Origin of the sequence: Pseudomonas sp. PS01299, from assembly GCF_029960145.1 — a bacterium.
GTDB lineage: Bacteria > Pseudomonadota > Gammaproteobacteria > Pseudomonadales > Pseudomonadaceae > Aquipseudomonas > Aquipseudomonas putida_A.
In genome coordinates, this window is the sequence record NZ_JASCPO010000015.1 from 1 (window position 1) to 15,850 (window position 15,850).

A 15,850-nucleotide genomic window follows, 5' to 3' on the forward strand; every position below is an offset into this window, starting at 1 on the left:
TTCGCGGGCAAGCCCGCTCCCACGGGGGGATGCGATGTTCACGGGTTGGGTGGCTGCCCGAGATCCAGTGTGGGAGCGGGCTTGCTCGCGAAAGCGGTGAGCTGATCCACGCATTGTTTGACCATTATCAACTTCGGCGTCGTGACGACGGCGCAGGCTTGAGGGCATCTCAAGCTGCGACGCGCTCAGGGGAATTGACCATGGCCATGATGAAAGCGGCGATCTTCGTCGAAAAGAACCGCATCGTGCTCGAAGACAAGCCGATTCCGCAAGTCGGCCCACTGGATGCGCTGGTGCGCGTCACCACCACGACCCTCTGCGGCACCGACGTGCATATCCTGCGCGGCGAATACCCGGTGGCCAAAGGGCTGACCATCGGTCATGAGCCGGTGGGCGTCATCGAGCGGCTGGGTTCGCAGGTGCGGGGTTTCGTCGAGGGGCAACGGGTAATCGCCGGGGCCATTACGCCCAGCGGACAGAGTTACGCCTGTCTGTGCGGTTGCGGCTCGCAGGACGGCCCGGACACTCGCCACGGCTTCAAGGCGATTGGCGGCTGGAAGTTCGGCAACACCATCGACGGCTGCCAGGCCGAATACGTGCTGGTGCCGGACGCCCTGGCCAATCTGTGTCCGATCCCTGATGGCCTCAGCGACGAGCAGGTGCTGATGTGCCCGGACATCATGTCCACCGGGTTTTCCGGGGCGGAGCGCGGCGAGATCAATATCGGCGACACCGTCGCGGTGTTCGCCCTCGGGCCGATCGGCCTGTGTGCCGTGGCGGGTGCGCGCCTCAAGGGCGCCACCACGATCATTGGCGTCGATGGCGTGCCGGAGCGCATGAGCGTCGCCCGCCGGTTGGGCGCGACCCATGTGGTCAACTTCAAGGACGGCGACGTGGTCGAGCAGATCATGGCGTTGACCGATGGCCGTGGCGTCGACGTGTCCATCGAAGCGCTGGGCACCCAGGGCACGTTCGAATCGGCATTGCGGGTGCTGCGTCCCGGTGGCCGTTTGTCGAGTCTGGGGGTGTATTCCAGCGACCTGCGCATCCCGCTCGATGCCTTTGCCGCCGGGCTGGGCGATTACAGCATCGTCTCGACCCTGTGCCCCGGTGGCAAGGAGCGCATGCGTCGCTTGATGGCGGTGGTGCAAAGCGGCGCGGTCGATTTATCGCCGCTGGTGACCCATCGCTTCAAACTCGATGACATCGAGGCGGCGTACGAGTTGTTTGCGCATCAGCGCGACGGGGTCATGAAGGTCGCGATCAGCCCTTGAACAAGGGCCTTTTTCCGACTCGACGGAGGCTTTTCGATGAACATTGATATCAGTGCAACAGCGGCGCCGCATGGCTGGATCGTGTCCCTGGACGACTGGCAGGTGAGCTTCGATCACCTCGAAGACGCGCGGGCATTCGTCAGTCGGCTCAGGGCCCGCATCGACGCCCCGCACCCCTGGCCGCAGGCCAGCGAGCGCCAAGAAGCAGGCCAGCCGGCCAGAGCGGCGGACGCCGTCGTCGGCTGAAGCCGTTGGGCTGATGGACGGGGCAGGGCGGATCGACGATGAATGAATCCCTTGGCATCACGCAGGCAGCGGCCGCCCTGGGCATCGGCATGCTCATCGGTCTTGAGCGCGAACGGCACAAGGGCAGCGGCGAGCGTCGAGGCAGCGCAGGTTTGCGCACGTTTGCGATCAGCGCATTGCTCGGCTACGCCGCGATGGTGGTGGGGGCGGCGCTGTTGGTGGGCATGGTCGCGATCGTTTTGACCTTGCTGATCACCGTCGCCTATTGGCGCGGGCGCGATGACGACCCCGGCGTGACCAGTGAAGTGGCGCTGATCATCGTGCTCATATTGGGCGCGTTGTGCACGCGCGCGCCCGAACTGGCGGTGGCGATTGGCGTGGTGGTGGCGGGATTGCTGACGTATCGGGAAAAACTGCATCACTTCGCGATCACTCAGTTGAGCGAAACCGAAATGCGCGACGGCCTGGTCTTGCTGATTACCGCGCTGGTGCTGCTGCCATTGACGCCGGATCGCTACATCGGGCCGTACGCCGCGCTCAATCTGCGCACCATCTGCACCTTGACGGTGTTGCTGATGCTGGTGGGGGCGGCAGGGCACATCGCCGTTCGTACGCTGGGCATTCGTTACGGCTACGTCATCAGCGCCATCGCTTCGGGTTTCGCTTCCAGCACCCTGACCATTGCGACCATGGGCCAACGAGTCGCCCGGGAACCGAATAATGTGCGGATCCTCAGCGCGGCGGCGCTGCTGTCCAATCTCGCCACCATGGTTCAGACCGGGCTGATTCTCGCCACCGTCGATCCAGCCTTGTTGCGCAGCCTGTGGCTGCCGTTAGTGTCCGGCAGCGTGGCGGCGCTGATCTACAGCGCTGGTCTGATGTTGCCCCGGTCGACCCAAGGCACTGACGAGACGCTGCCGGCGGGCGGCGCATTCAATCTGAAACTCGCCGTGATCATCGCATTGACCATGACCGCGATCACCCTGGTCTCGTCGGCCATGCTCAGTCAATTCGGCCAGGTGGGCGTGATGCTCACCGCGACCTTCAGCGGATTCGCCGATGCGCACGCGTCAACCGCTTCTATCGCCGGGCTGGCCAAGGCCGGTCTGTTACCGGTGGAAGCGATTGTCGCTCCCGCGCTGATCGCGATCAGCAGCAACTCATTGAGCAAATGCGTGGTGGCCTGGGTCAGTGGAGGCAGACGGTTTGCTGCGATTGTCATCCCCGGGCAGGTGCTGCTGACATTGGCGATGTGGGCCGGCACTTTGTGGCACTGAAACAGTGGCGGCGAAGGTTCGATGCAGAACTGATCAAGATCAACTCGCCGGCAGCAGGAGCGCGCAATCTGGATATCTGTTCACTCGATCCAGATGGCCGTCGTGCCGAGGTGCCCCATGTCGCAGACCCAACGTTTATTGTTGATTGCTCCCCCCACCATGAGCCACTCACCGGCGTTCGAGCGTGCCGCTGCGTTGGCAGTCGCCATGCAATTGCCGTTGCACATCGTCGCCTTCGATTATCTGCAGGCGCTGGCGGTGGCGGGCCTGTTCGCCCCTGAGCAAATCCGTCTGGCCCGCGACGGTTATCTGCGCACGCATCGCCAGTGGCTGGCCGAGCAGGCCACATTGCTTGAGCGCCACGGTATCGAGGTCAGCAGTGAGGTGGTCTGGGTGCAACACCCGTACGAAGAAGTCCTGCAGTTCGTCAACGAGATGCCGTTGGCGCTGATCATCAAGGATGCGCAGCAGGAGTCGGCGTTGAAGCGGGTGTTTTACACCCCGCTGGATTGGCAATTGCTGCGCGATTGCCCGGTGCCGGTGCATCTGGTCACCGATGACGCGCATCCACGGCCACGCAGTGTGCTGGCGATCATCGATGTGTTGCGCAGTCAGGATCAGGATCTGCGCTTCAACGATCAGATTGTCGAAGCCGCCGTGCGCCTGGCCGAGCAGTGTGATGCCCGGCTCGAATTGCTGCATGTCTACGACTGGGCGGCGGTGTATGCCACCGACATGGGCTACGGCGCCTTACCGCTGGCCACCGGAATTTATGAAGCCTTGGGCAGCGCGCAACACGAAGCATTTGCTGCCCTGTCCGAACGCCAGGGTGTACCGACGGCTTGCCGACATTTTGTCGAGGGGCCTCCGGTACCGAGCATTTGCGAGTTTGCCGTCGAACATCACATTGACGTGATCGTGTTGGGCACGGTGCAGCACCATGGGTTGAACAAGTTGTTGGGCACCACTGCCGAACAGATCCTGCATCGTGCGCCTTGCAGTGTGCTGGCGATCAAGCCGGGACATACCTTGCAATCGTGAAAAAAAACGCCCGGTGGCGAGTCGTTTGCAGACTCGCCACCGGGCGTTTTTTTACAGCTGAAGACGGTGTATGACCTGACGGCTGTCGTCAGGATCGTGATGGGTTTCGAAGTCCAGGTTTCGCGCCAGTTCACGCATCGCTTCGTTGCCGGCGGAGTCCACCGAATACATCCGGTGAAAGCCGTTTCTGCGCGCAGCCTTGATCAGATGCTCCATCAACAGCGTCCCCAGGCCCAGGTGTTGCCATTCATCTGCAACGGTCACGGCGCATTCGCATTCATGCTCGCCGGTGGCGGCATAACGGCTGATGCCGATTTCGATCAGTTGGCTATTTTCATGCACCAGGGCGATGAACGCCGTGCGCTGCTGGTTATCGGTGTCCATCAATTGATCGAGCAGCGCCGTGCCGGGCTCGCTGATCTGCGCCAGAAAACGCATGTGCCGGGACTCGGGCGACAGGCGCTTGATGAAGGCATATTCACGCTCGCGATCCTTTTCCGCCAACGGACGGATCAACACATGACGCCCATCCTTGACGGCTTCAATCCAGTATTGCCCGGAGACTGCGGCGTAGGCGGCCACGGCCCGATCGTTGTGATCTTTGACAGTAAGCATGGGGTAATCCTCCATCCGGTTGGAAAGGCTGGCGCGCGAACACGCACCGTTCTTTCACTCCTTTTCTACGCGGTTGCCGGTGGCTGGATCTGATCTGGATCAGACGCACGCGATGGCGTCGCCGATTGAGGTGTTCGGGCAGGGGGGCAATTGGCTCAGCGCGGCGAGCGGTGGCAGCCGGCAACCAATTGCTTGAGGCCGTCCATGTTCTGGATCCGCACGTCGCGGCCGCTGATTTCCACCAGCTCCTGATCCCGCAGGTGGGCGATACCCCTGCAGATGGTTTCCAGGCGCAGCCCCAGATAGGAGCCGATTTCCTCGCGGCGCATTTTCAGCACGAAATCCTTTGCCGAGTAACCGCGCAGGCTCAGGCGTTGCGACAGGTTGAGCAGAAACGCCGCCAGCCGCTCATCCGAGTTCATGTTGCCCATCAGCATCAACATGCTGTGGTCGCGCACGATTTCACGGCTCAGCAACCGGTTGAGGTTGTGCTGCAGCGACGGCAGGCTTTGCGCGAGCTTTTCCAGCTGCGCAAAGTGGATCGGGCAGACCTCGCTGTCCTCCAGGGCAAAGGCGTTGCAGGCATGCTCGTCGGCGCTGATGGCGTCCAGCCCGAGCATCTCGCCGGGGATGTGAAAACCGGTGACCTGCTCTCGGCCGTCCACGGACAGCATGCTGGTCTTGAACGAGCCGATTCGCACCGCGTACAGCGAGCGCAGCGGATCGCCGGTGCGGTACAGCGCCGCGCCCTTTTTGACCTTGACCCGTTGCACGATAAGCGTATCCAGGCGCGCGACCTCCGCACCGTTCATCCCGATCGGCAGACACAACTCCAGCACGCTGCAGTTGGAGCAAGCAGTCTTGAGGTGTTGTGCCTGGAGAACAGGTGCTTCTGACATGGGGGAGATCACGCTGGCGGGGGTGGGTTAAGCATAGGTGTCACTCACCCTGACACCGATCTCATTCATGTTCCGGCAGCGCCAAGTGACGAACGGACACAAACTTAGACGCGGGCTGCCGCAGTTCGGCCATTGCTTGATAAAAATCAGAGCCGTCAGGGGGCGGCGCCGGATACTGGCCGAGCAAGTCGTCGATACACGATAGACAGGGATGTCAGGCTGGCCCTCGCGCCGGTACCGCACTGCCAGGACGAGGTTCGTATGCTCAGACTCAAACGAATGTTGTTGATTGCCCCCACCGAAATGACCCGCACCCCGGCCTTTGATCGCGCAGTGGCCTTGGCCCGGGCAACTGGCGCGGCGCTGCACATGGTGGCGTTCGATTACGTGCAGGCGCTGGCGGTGGCCGGTCTGTTTGACCACGACGCGATGGCCCAGGCGCGCGAGGGCTATTTGCAGGTGCACCGCCACTGGCTGGAGCAACAGGCGCGGTTCCAGGCGGGCAGCGGCGTGCAGGTCAGCAGCGAAGTGGTCTGGGCCAAGGCCGCGCCGGCGCACATGCTGGAGTACATCAAAGACTATCGGGCCGATCTGGTGATCAAGGATACCCATCATGTCCCGGCGCTGAATCGGGCTTTCCATCGACCGCTGGACTGGCTGTTGCTGCGCGACTGTCCGGCCCCGGTGCATCTGGTCACCGAAGCCCGTCATCCACTGCCGCTGAACATTCTCGCCGCCGTCGATCTGTCACATCTGGAGGATCTGACCCAAGGCCTCAACGAGCGCATCCTCGAACTGGCGGCAACGCTGGCAAACGCCTGTGGCGCGGCCCTGCATGTGCTCAATGTCAGCCACTGGTCGGTGCTGGGCGATGCGGCGATGAGCGTGCCGACCCTGAGTCTGGATCACAGCCTGTGCGAGGCGATCAACGACACCCAGCAAGAGGCTTTCGAGGCTCTGGCCGAGCGTTACGCCATCGAGTCTCACCGTCGACACCAGGTGACCGGAATACCACACAAGATGATCGAGCAGTTCGCCCGCCAGAACGCGTTCGACATGCTGGTGCTCGGTACCGCCTACCCGCAAGGCCCGAACTTCATCGGTGCAACCGTCGAGAGTGTCCTGAACCGGGCGCCGTGCAGTTTGATGATCGCCAAACCAATGCTCGAGCCGAACTGAGTCGGAGGCTGGCAAGCCTGTGTTGTGTCGCCAGGATTGTCCGTTATGAGTTGACGGTGAAACGCTTTTCAACCGATTTATCGGTTCCGGTGGTGTCAGTAATCTGTGCCCATGTTCAACGCAACGCCAACTACCTCAACCAAGAAAAGGGATTCAAACATGAGCACTGCAACCTACAACCGCCTGAACAAAGACGACGCCGTAGTCCTGCTGGTCGACCACCAGACCGGTCTGATTTCTCTGGTTCAGGACTTTTCGCCGAACGAGTTCAAGAACAACGTCCTGGCCTTGGCCGACCTGGCGAAATTCTTCAACCTGCCGACCATTCTCACCACCAGTTTCGAACAAGGCCCCAACGGCCCGCTGGTTCCGGAACTGAAAGAAATGTTCCCCGATGCGCCGTACATCGCCCGCCCAGGCCAGATCAACGCCTGGGACAACGAAGACTTCGTCAAGGCGATCAAGGCCACCGGCCGCAAGCAGATCATCATTGCCGGTGTGGTCACCGACGTCTGCGTAGCGTTCCCGACCCTGTCGGCACTGGCCGAAGGCTTTGACGTATTCGTCGTCACCGACGCCTCCGGCACCTTCAACACCACCGTCCAGCAAGCCGCCTGGAGCCGCATGACCCAGGCCGGCGCGCAAATGATGAACTGGTTCTCGGTCGCCTGTGAGCTGCACCGCGACTGGCGCAACGACATCGAAGGGCTGGGCAATCTGCTGTCGCAGCGGATTCCGAACTACCGGAACCTGATGAACAGTTACTCGGCGTTGACCGCTCAGCAGAAGTGACTGCAGCGTTGTGAACGTGAAAGCCTGCCCTGAAAAGCAGGCTTTCTCTGTTTGCGCCGCTGCATCAGCGTTACTACCCGGCGCGATGAACCGAGCGCTGGCTTCTGCGGGTTTTTGATCAGACTCAGCTGGGTTTTCCGTGACGTTTACGGCTAATCTGCGCACTCGCTGACGACAACAAGATAAAAACAGGAGTCACTGATGCAACCGATCCGTCTCGGTCTGGTGGGCTACGGCAAGATTGCCCAGGATCAACATGTTCCGGCGATCAACGCCAATCCCGGATTTCGTGTGGTGGCGGTCGCCACGCAAGGTAAACCCTGTGCCGGGGTGGAGAACTTTCACTCGTTGAGCGAGTTGCTGGAGAACGGCCCCGAGGTGGATGCGATTGCGTTTTGTACGCCGCCGCAAGGTCGGTTCGCACTGGTGCAGCAGGCGCTGGCCGCCGGCAAACATGTGTTGGTGGAAAAACCGCCGTGCGCCACGCTGGGTGAGGCGCTGGCCCTGGTCAGTCAAGCGCAGCAACAGGGTGTCAGTGCGTTGTTCGCCTGGCATTCGCGCTACGCCCCCGGTATCGAAGCCGCCCGCGACTGGCTCGCCAGCCGCACACTGCAAAGCGTGCAGATCGACTGGAAGGAAGACGTGCGCAAGTGGCATCCCGGTCAGACGTGGATCTGGCAACCCGGTGGTCTGGGCGTTTTCGATCCGGGCATCAATGCCTTGTCGATTGTCACCTATTTGCTGACGCAGCCATTGTTTGTCGAAGCCGCCGAACTGCGCGTACCGGACAACTGCCAGTCGCCGATAGCCGCGTCGATCAAGATGTCCGATGCGAACCGACTCGACGTGCAGGCCGAGTTCGATTTCGACCACGGTCACGACGAACTCTGGAGCATCGAGATTCGCTGTGCCGAAGGGGTGCTGCGTCTGGACAACGGCGGGGCGCTGCTGAGCATCGACGGCGTGCGCCAGGCGGTGTCGGAAGAGGGCGAGTACACCGCGGTGTATCGACACTTCCGGCAACTGATTGGCGATCGGGCCAGCGATGTGGACCTGCAGCCACTGCGGCTGGTGGCTGACAGTTTCTTTGTCGGCAGCCGGGTGGCAGTCGAACCGTTTTATGACCCGGCACGTTGATCAGTCGAAGCGGGAGAGCTGTCGCGTGATGACAGCGAACTTGAGCGTCAGGCCTAAGCTAATGCAAAAAGGGTATTTGTTCGTGGTTTTTAAGATCGTTTAGTTTTGTCTCACGACGAATCGAACGCATCAAACCGATAGACCCCCGATTGCCATGACGGCACACGCTGAATCGATCAAAGGCTCTTCAGGTTTGGTTCACACGGGAGTGAATCATGCCGCATACCCTCGATATCACCACGCTGCCGACGCTGGACCTTTCGTTGTTCGAAGGCACCGCGCAACAGCGTTATGAATTTCTTGAAAACCTGCGTCACGCCGCGCGTGACGTCGGCTTTTTCTATCTCACCGGCCATGGCATCGACAGCCACCTGCTCAAGCAGGTGCAGGATCACGCCCGGCAGTTCTTCGCCTTGTCCGAGCACGAAAAAAACGCCGTCGGCATGATCAATTCGCCGCATTTTCGCGGTTACAACCGTGCCGCTTCCGAGATCACCCGTGGTCAACCCGACTGGCGTGAGCAATTCGATCTCGGCGCCGAGCGCGAAGCGTTGCCGCTGGACGCGGACAGTCCGTGGGCTCGGTTGCAGGGGCCCAACCAATGGCCGGCGGCGCTGCCAGAACTGAAACCGCTGCTGCTCGAATGGCAACAGGCGATGACGCGCATGGCGTTGCGTCTGCTGCGTGCCTTTGCCCAGGCGCTGTCGCTGCGGGCGGACGCGTTCGATCAGTTGTACGGCGACAAGCCCAACGAACACATCAAGTTGATGCGCTATCCAGGCCAGGCCGCCAACGCGAGCCAGCAAGGCGTCGGCGCGCACAAGGATTCCGGATTCCTCAGCTTTCTCCTGCAAGACCAGCAGGCCGGGTTGCAAGTGGAAGTCGAGGAGGGGCGCTGGATCGATGCGCTGCCCCGCGACAACACGCTGGTGGTGAACATCGGCGAACTGCTGGAGCTGGCCACCAACGGTTATCTGCGCGCCACGGTGCATCGGGTGGTGTCGCCGCCCGCAGGCAGCGAACGCTTGTCCATCGCCTTCTTCCTCGGCGCGCAACTCGATGCCGTGGTGCCGCTGTACCCGTTGCCCACCGCGCTGCTGCGCGAAGCGCGTGGCCCGGCGAGTGATCCGCTCAATCCGTTGTTTCGCGATGTCGGCTGGAACTACCTCAAGGGACGGTTGCGTTCGCACCCCGACGTCGCCCGGCGCTTCTATGCCGACGCGCTGATGCCCGCCGCACCAGCTCGTAAAACCGCCAACGCCTGATTCATCACTCGCTCAAGGACTCCGCACATGTTGAAAAAAGCAGGTTTGACCCTGGCCGTGCTCGGCGCGCTGGTGACTTCGTTCGGCGCTCAGGCACTGGAGCCGTTGCGGGTGGCCGCCGACCCGGTGCCCCACGCGCAGATTCTCGCGTACATCCAGACAATCGATCCGCAACTCAAGCTCAAGGTCATCGAGATTCCCAACGGCGTGAACTCCAACGAGCTGTTGGTGCATGGCGATGTCGATGCCAATTACTTCCAGCATCTGCCTTATCTGAAATCCCAGGAACAAGCGCTGGGGCAGAAACTCGCGGTGGCCGCCACGGTGCATATCGAGCCGCTGGGCATCTATTCGCGCCGGCACAAAAGCTTCGCCGACGTGCCGGAAAAAGGCACCGTGGCAGTACCCAACAACGTCACCAACCTGAGCCGTGCGCTGTACCTGTTGCAGGACAACGGGCTGATCAAACTCAAGCCCGGTTTCAAGGATCCGGCAGCCGATCAGGCCACGCCCAAGGACATCGCCGAGAACCCGAAACAGCTGAAGATCCTTGAAATCGAATCGGCGCAAATCCCACGAGCGCTGGACGATGTCGACCTTGCGGTGATCAACGGCAACTACGCACTGGAAGCCGGACTGGTGCCGGCCCAGGATGCGCTGGGGCTGGAGAAGGCCGAGCACAATCCGTATGCCAACATTCTGGTGACCACGCCGACACTGCAAAACGATCCGCGCATCGCGCAACTGGCCAAGGACCTGATCTCGCCGCAAGTGGCGAAATACATCACCGATAACTTCAAGGGTTCGGTGATCCCGGTGGTGGATGCCAAACCATGATCGTCGTCGAGCAGTTGCGCAAGACCTACCCGTCAGCCGCCGCGCCGGCACTGGATCAGGTATCGCTGAGTATTCCCGACGGCGCGATCTACGGCATCCTCGGGCGCAGCGGGGCGGGCAAGTCGACCCTGTTGCGTTGTCTCAATCTGCTTGAACGCCCGGACAGCGGGCGAATCCTGATCGACGGCGTGGACCTGCTGACCCTGTCGCCCAGCGACCTGCGCCGCCAGCGTCAGCGCATCGGCATGATCTTCCAGGGCTTCAATCTGCTGCATTCGCGCACCGTGTTCGACAACATCGCCGTGCCGCTGGAAATCGCCAACGTCGGCAAACCGTGGCGCCATGTGCGGGTGCGCGAACTGCTGGAACTGGTCGGTTTGACGGACAAGGCGCAAGCGTTTCCCTCGCAGTTGTCCGGTGGGCAAAAACAACGGGTGGGGATTGCCCGCGCCCTGGCAGCGGAGCCGGCGTATCTGCTGTCGGACGAAGCCACCAGTGCACTGGATCCGGAAACCACGGCGTCGATTCTTGAGCTGCTGCGCGATATCAATCGGCAACTGGGCGTGACCATCGTGCTGATCACCCATGAGCTGGAGGTGGTCAAGTCGATCTGCGATCACGCGGCGTTGATGGCGGACGGGCGTCTGGTCGAGTCCGGCCCGGTGCCGCGCTTGCTCGCCGATGCGCAATCGAGTCTCGGCACTTCGTTACGTCCGACCTGCGGCCTGCCGCTGGGCCACGACATCCCCGGGCTCAGCTTCCTCAAGCAATACGGCGTGCGGGCGGCCCAGTCATGAACCGCGCGATCAACTGGGATGAAATCCTGCAACTGGTGTTCAACGCCACCGGCGAAACCCTGTACATGGTCTTGCTTGCCGGGCTGTTCACGCTGCTGATCGGTTTGCCGCTCGGGGTGTTGCTGTTTGTCAGTCGCCGAGACGGACTGTGGCCGCTGCCACGGCTCAATGCCGCGATGGGTTCGCTGGTCAATCTGGGGCGCTCGCTGCCGTTTGTGGTGATGTTGATTGCACTGATTCCGCTGACCCGACTGGTGGTCGGCACCACCCTCGGCAGCACCGCTGCGGTAGTGCCGATCACCATCGGCGCGTTTCCGTTTTTTGCGCGGATCGTCGAGAACGCGCTGGACGAAGTCGACAAGGGCCGCATCGAAGCGATCCTCGCCATGGGCGGCGACATCCGTCATGTGATTTTCAAAGTGCTGTTGCCCGAAGCGCTGCCCGCGTTGCTGGCGGGGATCACTCTGACGCTGGTGATGCTGATCGGTTTTTCATCCATGGCCGGGGTGATTGGCGGTGGCGGCCTCGGTGATCTGGCGATCCGATATGGCTATCAGCGTTTCAACAATGAAGTGATGGTCGCCACCGTGGTGGTGCTGGTCATTCTGGTGCAGGGCGTGCAGAGCCTGGGCGACCGGCTGGTGCGTTCGCTGGCCCATCGGCGTTAAGGAATTTTATGAGTGTCGTCGTGGCCCGCGCGCCGCTGGTTCAAGTGCGTGAACTGAGCAAAACCTTCGGCTCGAACCGCGCACTGGATCGCGTCAGCCTGCAGATTCATCCCGCCGAAGTGGTGGCGTTGCTCGGTGCCAACGGTGCCGGCAAATCGACGCTGGTGAAGATTCTCGCCGGCAGCCAGCGCGCCGATGGCGGCGAGATTTACATCGACGGCCAGCCCCGGCAATTCAGCTCGCCGCTGTCGGCACGCCGGGTCGGGGTTGTCGCGGTGCATCAGCAGATCAACGAGGGCATTGCACCCGGTTTGAGCGTGGCGGAAAACCTGCTGCTCGATGAGTTGTGCAAACCCGACGCGGACTTCTGGCTCAATCGCAGACGTCTGCTCGAGCGCGCCGCGAGTATTGCCGCCGGATTGGGGCTGGTGTTGCCGCTGGAGCAGCCGATTGAACACCTGGGCCTGGCCGAACGGCAGTTGGTGGTGCTGGCGCGGGCCTTTGCCTTGCAGCCGCGTCTGCTGATTCTCGATGAGCCGACTGCCGCGTTGTCGGACGCCGAGGCGCAACGGCTGTTCGGTCTGATCGACACCCTGCGCAGTCGTGGCGTGGCGATTGTTTACATCTCCCATCGCTTGTCCGATCTGCAACGGGTGGCGGATCGCGCCATTGTCTTGCGCGATGGGCGACTGGCCGGAGAATTCAGCGCACGGCAGTTACCCGAGGCGGTGCAGGCGATGCTCGGGCAGGCGCTGGACGGGCATGTCTACACGCCCGGCAACGTGGGCCGAAAAGTCCTTGGTGTGCGCGGTTTGCAGATTTTGCCGCGCTCCAGGCGTTTCGATTTCGACCTGCACCAAGGCGAAGTGGTGGTGCTGACCGGGCTGCTCGGCGCCGGCAAAAGCGAGATCGCCGAAGTGCTGTTCGGCTTGCGCAAAGCCGTGGCCGGCAGCTTGCAACTCGATGGCGTGGAATGGCTCCCGGGTTCGCCAAGGGCGGCGATTCGCAGCGGTGTGTTTCTCGCAGCGGAGGATCGCGCCAGTCAATCGTTGGTGCCCGACTTTTCCCTGCGCCGCACCCTGACGCTGCCGTTTCTGGAGCGCTTCACCCGTGCCGGTTTCATTCGCAACCGCGCCGAAGCCGCAGCGGTCGAGGCGCAAGTCGCGGCGCTGGGGATCAAGACCGCCGGGATCGAGGTGCCGATGAGCGCGCTGTCCGGCGGCAATCAACAGAAGGTCGTGCTTGGCCGCTGGCTGCTCGGAGAAGGGCGGATGTTGATCCTCGACGAGCCGTTTCAGGGCGTCGACGTGCGCGCCCGCCGCGAGATCGGCCAACTGCTGCGCGACAGTGCCGGCGGCCGCGCGACACTGGTGATTTGCGCCGATGTCGACGAAGCCCTGGAAATCGCCGACCGCATTCTGTTGGTGCGCGATCACGCGGTGGTCGCCGAATACCCGCGTGCCGGCCTTGAACGCGCGACCCTGGTCGCCGCACTGGCGGGCAGCGACGCTAGCGAAAATCCCTTTCACGCCACGCCAAGGAGCAGAGCGAGTGCCTGATTCGAGTTCATTGTTGTCTGCCGCTACGGCACCCGCCGAGCGCCTGCTGCAAGCGCTGATCCGCTACGGCCTGTTGTGGCTGCTGGCGCTGATCGTGGTGTTTTTCAGTGTCGCGGAGCCGGCGTTTTTGCGCGTCGGCAATCTGTTCAGCATCTTGCAGTCGGTGTCGATCGTCGCGCTGCTGGCCCTTGGCGTGACGCTGACCATGGCCGTCGGCGGACTTGATCTGTCGATTGGTGCGGTGGCGGCGATGAGCCTGATGATCGCCAGTTACGTGATGGTGGTGCTCGGTTGGGGCGCGGTGCCGGCGGTGCTGATCAGTCTGGCCGGTGGCGCACTGGTCGGGCTGCTCAATGGCTGGCTGATCGTCAAGCTGCGGGTGCCGGACATTCTCGCGACGCTGGGCAGCATGTTTCTGGTGATCGGCGTGCAACTGATTCCCACCGGGGGACGCTCGATTGCGGTGGGCATGACCTTGCCCAGTGGCGTGGAAACCGAAGGCACGTTCAGTACGGCGTTTCTCGCCCTCGGCCGCGGACGCTTGTGGGACGTGGTGCCGGTGCCGGTGTTGATCACGGCGTTGGTGGCGCTGGCGGTGTGGCTGTTTCTTGAGCGCACGCGCATCGGCCGGTTGTTTTATGCGATTGGCGGCAACGAGCAGGCAGCGCGATTGGCAGGCGCGCCAGTGCAGCGCTTCAAGTTGCTCGCTTACGTACTGTCGGCATTGCTCGCTTCGCTTGGCGGGTTGCTGTTGGCGGCACGCCTGGGTCGGGGTGATGTCAGCTCCGGCAACGGTCTGGTGCTCGACGCCCTCGGCGCGGCGCTGATCGGTTTTGCCGTGCTCGGGGCGAAGAAGCCCAATGCCTTCGGCACGTTGGTCGGCGCACTGCTGGTGGCGTCGCTGCTCAATGGCCTGACCATGCTCAACGCGCCGTATTACGCGCAGGATTTCGTCAAGGGACTGGTGCTGGTGCTGGCCCTGATGTTCACCTTCGGCCTCGCGCATCGGGCGCGCTGAGCCGGTTCATTTGTCGCTGCAAGGAAGATGTATGCACGGTTCAATCAAGCAGTTCGCACGCCATTGCCTCGCCGGCGCGGTGCTCTCGGCATTGGCTTTGAGTGCTCAGGCCAAGGCATTGCCAGGTGCTCCGGCGCCGTTCGATAAAGGTCAGGTGCAGATAGCGCTGGTCGGCTATCTGTTTTCCGGGGACTTTCCCGAGGCGTACCTGCGCGGCGTGGAGAAACAGACCGAGGCGCTGGGGGCCAATCTGCGGGTGTTCGATGCGCGGCAGCAGGCGGCGAGTCAGGGCGAGATGATCGATCAGGCGATCGACCTCGGCGTGGACGGGATCATCGTGCAACTGGGCCTGGCGGAAACCCTCAAGGGACCGATTGACCGGGCGATCGCCAAAGGCATCAAGGTGGTGGCGTTCGACGTTGACCTGAACAGCCCGCAAGTGACTCAGGTCGAGCAGGATCACCATGCACTGGCGCGACTGGCGCTGGATCAGGCGGTGAAGGACAACGGCACGCGGTTCGATGCCGGTTACGTGTACATCAGCGGCTTCACGCCGATGGAGCGCCGCGACGAGATCTGGAGTCAGGTGAAAAAGGCCAATCCGGGCATCATCGAGAAAGCGCGCTTCGGCACGCTCAACCCGCCGATTGCCAACTCGGTGGCGGATCAGGCCAGCGCAGTGCTGCGCGCCAATCCGGATATCAGCGTGATCTTCGCGCCATTCGACGAGTTCGCCAAAGGCGCGAAGATCGCCGTCGACGAGGCCGGGCTGGGGCGCAAAGTGAAGATCTACAGCGCCGACATCTCCACCGCCGACATTCAGATCATGAAAGAACCGGACAGTGCCTGGGCGGCGACCGCCGCGGTCAATCCGCAAGTGGCGGGGGCGATCAGCGTGCGCAGTCTGGCGATGTTGATTGCCGGCGAAAATCCGGGACATCAGGTGTTGGTGCCACCGACCCTGATCACCCGTCAGCAGTTGCTCGATCTGGACGTGAAAAACGTCCGCGACCTGGCGCAGAAACTCCCGGCGTTCGGTGATACCGCCAACGTGGCGCGGGCCGAGTGGATTCCTGTGGCGAACTGAAAGTCCTGAATCTTTCACCGATCCCTGTAGGAGTGAGCCTGCTCGCGAAGAGGCCATTGCAGCCAACATCTGCATTGACTGATACACCGCTTTCGCGAGCAAGCTCGCTCCCACACTGGATTTCAGCCGGGAGTAAAAAGTCAGTTCACTCCAATAACA

At 62.2% G+C, this 15,850-nt stretch carries 16 protein-coding genes; 14 read left to right on the plus strand and 2 right to left on the minus strand.

Going from position 1 to position 15,850, the window contains the following annotated elements; all coding sequences use genetic code 11:
* Positions 1-200 precede the first annotated feature (200 nt).
* From QMX91_RS05405 to QMX91_RS05420, 4 genes are all read left to right on the plus strand, one after another.
* On the plus strand, positions 201-1,274 hold the full coding sequence (locus QMX91_RS05405) for an NAD(P)-dependent alcohol dehydrogenase (protein ID WP_098968307.1): 1,074 nt from the start codon (positions 201-203) through the stop codon (positions 1,272-1,274).
* A 36-nt stretch (positions 1,275-1,310) separates the two neighbouring features.
* Entirely contained in the window at positions 1,311-1,520 is a 210-nt protein-coding gene (locus QMX91_RS05410; RefSeq protein ID WP_098968308.1) for a hypothetical protein, read from the plus strand.
* A 38-nt stretch (positions 1,521-1,558) separates the two neighbouring features.
* Positions 1,559-2,797, plus strand: coding sequence for a DUF4010 domain-containing protein (locus QMX91_RS05415; protein WP_282412358.1), 1,239 nt, complete (start codon positions 1,559-1,561; stop codon positions 2,795-2,797).
* A 117-nt stretch (positions 2,798-2,914) separates the two neighbouring features.
* Positions 2,915-3,838 (plus strand): universal stress protein, encoded by a 924-nt coding sequence (locus QMX91_RS05420; RefSeq protein WP_098968310.1) that lies wholly within the window; start codon positions 2,915-2,917, stop codon positions 3,836-3,838.
* A 51-nt stretch (positions 3,839-3,889) separates the two neighbouring features.
* Here the strand turns inward: QMX91_RS05420 and QMX91_RS05425 are convergent, their stop codons facing one another.
* Together QMX91_RS05425 and fnr are read right to left on the minus strand one after the other, a co-directional pair.
* A complete protein-coding gene (locus tag QMX91_RS05425) occupies positions 3,890-4,453 on the minus strand; it encodes a GNAT family N-acetyltransferase (protein WP_282412359.1) in 564 nt (187 codons plus the stop codon).
* A 155-nt stretch (positions 4,454-4,608) separates the two neighbouring features.
* Entirely contained in the window at positions 4,609-5,352 is a 744-nt protein-coding gene (gene fnr, locus QMX91_RS05430) for a fumarate/nitrate reduction transcriptional regulator Fnr (RefSeq protein WP_135295551.1), read from the minus strand.
* Positions 5,353-5,613: 261 nt separating this feature from the next.
* Between fnr and QMX91_RS05435 the strand changes: the two genes are divergently transcribed.
* From QMX91_RS05435 to QMX91_RS05480, 10 genes are all read left to right on the plus strand, one after another.
* Positions 5,614-6,531, plus strand: a complete 918-nt coding sequence (locus QMX91_RS05435; protein WP_282412360.1) for a universal stress protein — start codon at positions 5,614-5,616, stop codon at positions 6,529-6,531.
* A 159-nt stretch (positions 6,532-6,690) separates the two neighbouring features.
* Entirely contained in the window at positions 6,691-7,323 is a 633-nt protein-coding gene (ycaC, locus tag QMX91_RS05440; RefSeq protein ID WP_007966399.1) for an isochorismate family cysteine hydrolase YcaC, read from the plus strand.
* A gap of 201 nt (positions 7,324-7,524) precedes the next feature.
* Positions 7,525-8,460: a Gfo/Idh/MocA family oxidoreductase gene (locus QMX91_RS05445; protein WP_282412361.1), complete on the plus strand. Its 936-nt coding sequence runs from the start codon at positions 7,525-7,527 to the stop codon at positions 8,458-8,460.
* Positions 8,461-8,675: 215 nt separating this feature from the next.
* A complete protein-coding gene (locus QMX91_RS05450) occupies positions 8,676-9,725 on the plus strand; it encodes an isopenicillin N synthase family oxygenase (RefSeq protein ID WP_282412362.1) in 1,050 nt (349 codons plus the stop codon).
* 27 nt (positions 9,726-9,752) lie between these two features.
* A complete protein-coding gene (locus tag QMX91_RS05455) occupies positions 9,753-10,562 on the plus strand; it encodes a MetQ/NlpA family ABC transporter substrate-binding protein (protein WP_282412363.1) in 810 nt (269 codons plus the stop codon).
* Entirely contained in the window at positions 10,559-11,359 is an 801-nt protein-coding gene (locus QMX91_RS05460; RefSeq protein ID WP_282412364.1) for a methionine ABC transporter ATP-binding protein, read from the plus strand. Before QMX91_RS05455 ends, QMX91_RS05460 begins: the two co-directional genes overlap by 4 nt.
* Positions 11,356-12,027, plus strand: coding sequence for a methionine ABC transporter permease (locus QMX91_RS05465; RefSeq protein ID WP_210559026.1), 672 nt, complete (start codon positions 11,356-11,358; stop codon positions 12,025-12,027). The genes QMX91_RS05460 and QMX91_RS05465 overlap by 4 nt, the downstream gene beginning before the upstream one ends.
* Positions 12,028-12,035: 8 nt before the next feature.
* A complete protein-coding gene (locus tag QMX91_RS05470) occupies positions 12,036-13,586 on the plus strand; it encodes a sugar ABC transporter ATP-binding protein (protein WP_282412365.1) in 1,551 nt (516 codons plus the stop codon).
* Positions 13,579-14,604, plus strand: coding sequence for an ABC transporter permease (locus QMX91_RS05475; RefSeq protein WP_139055987.1), 1,026 nt, complete (start codon positions 13,579-13,581; stop codon positions 14,602-14,604). The genes QMX91_RS05470 and QMX91_RS05475 overlap by 8 nt, the downstream gene beginning before the upstream one ends.
* 31 nt (positions 14,605-14,635) lie before the next feature.
* Positions 14,636-15,691, plus strand: a complete 1,056-nt coding sequence (locus tag QMX91_RS05480; protein WP_007966380.1) for a substrate-binding domain-containing protein — start codon at positions 14,636-14,638, stop codon at positions 15,689-15,691.
* Positions 15,692-15,850 lie beyond the last annotated feature (159 nt).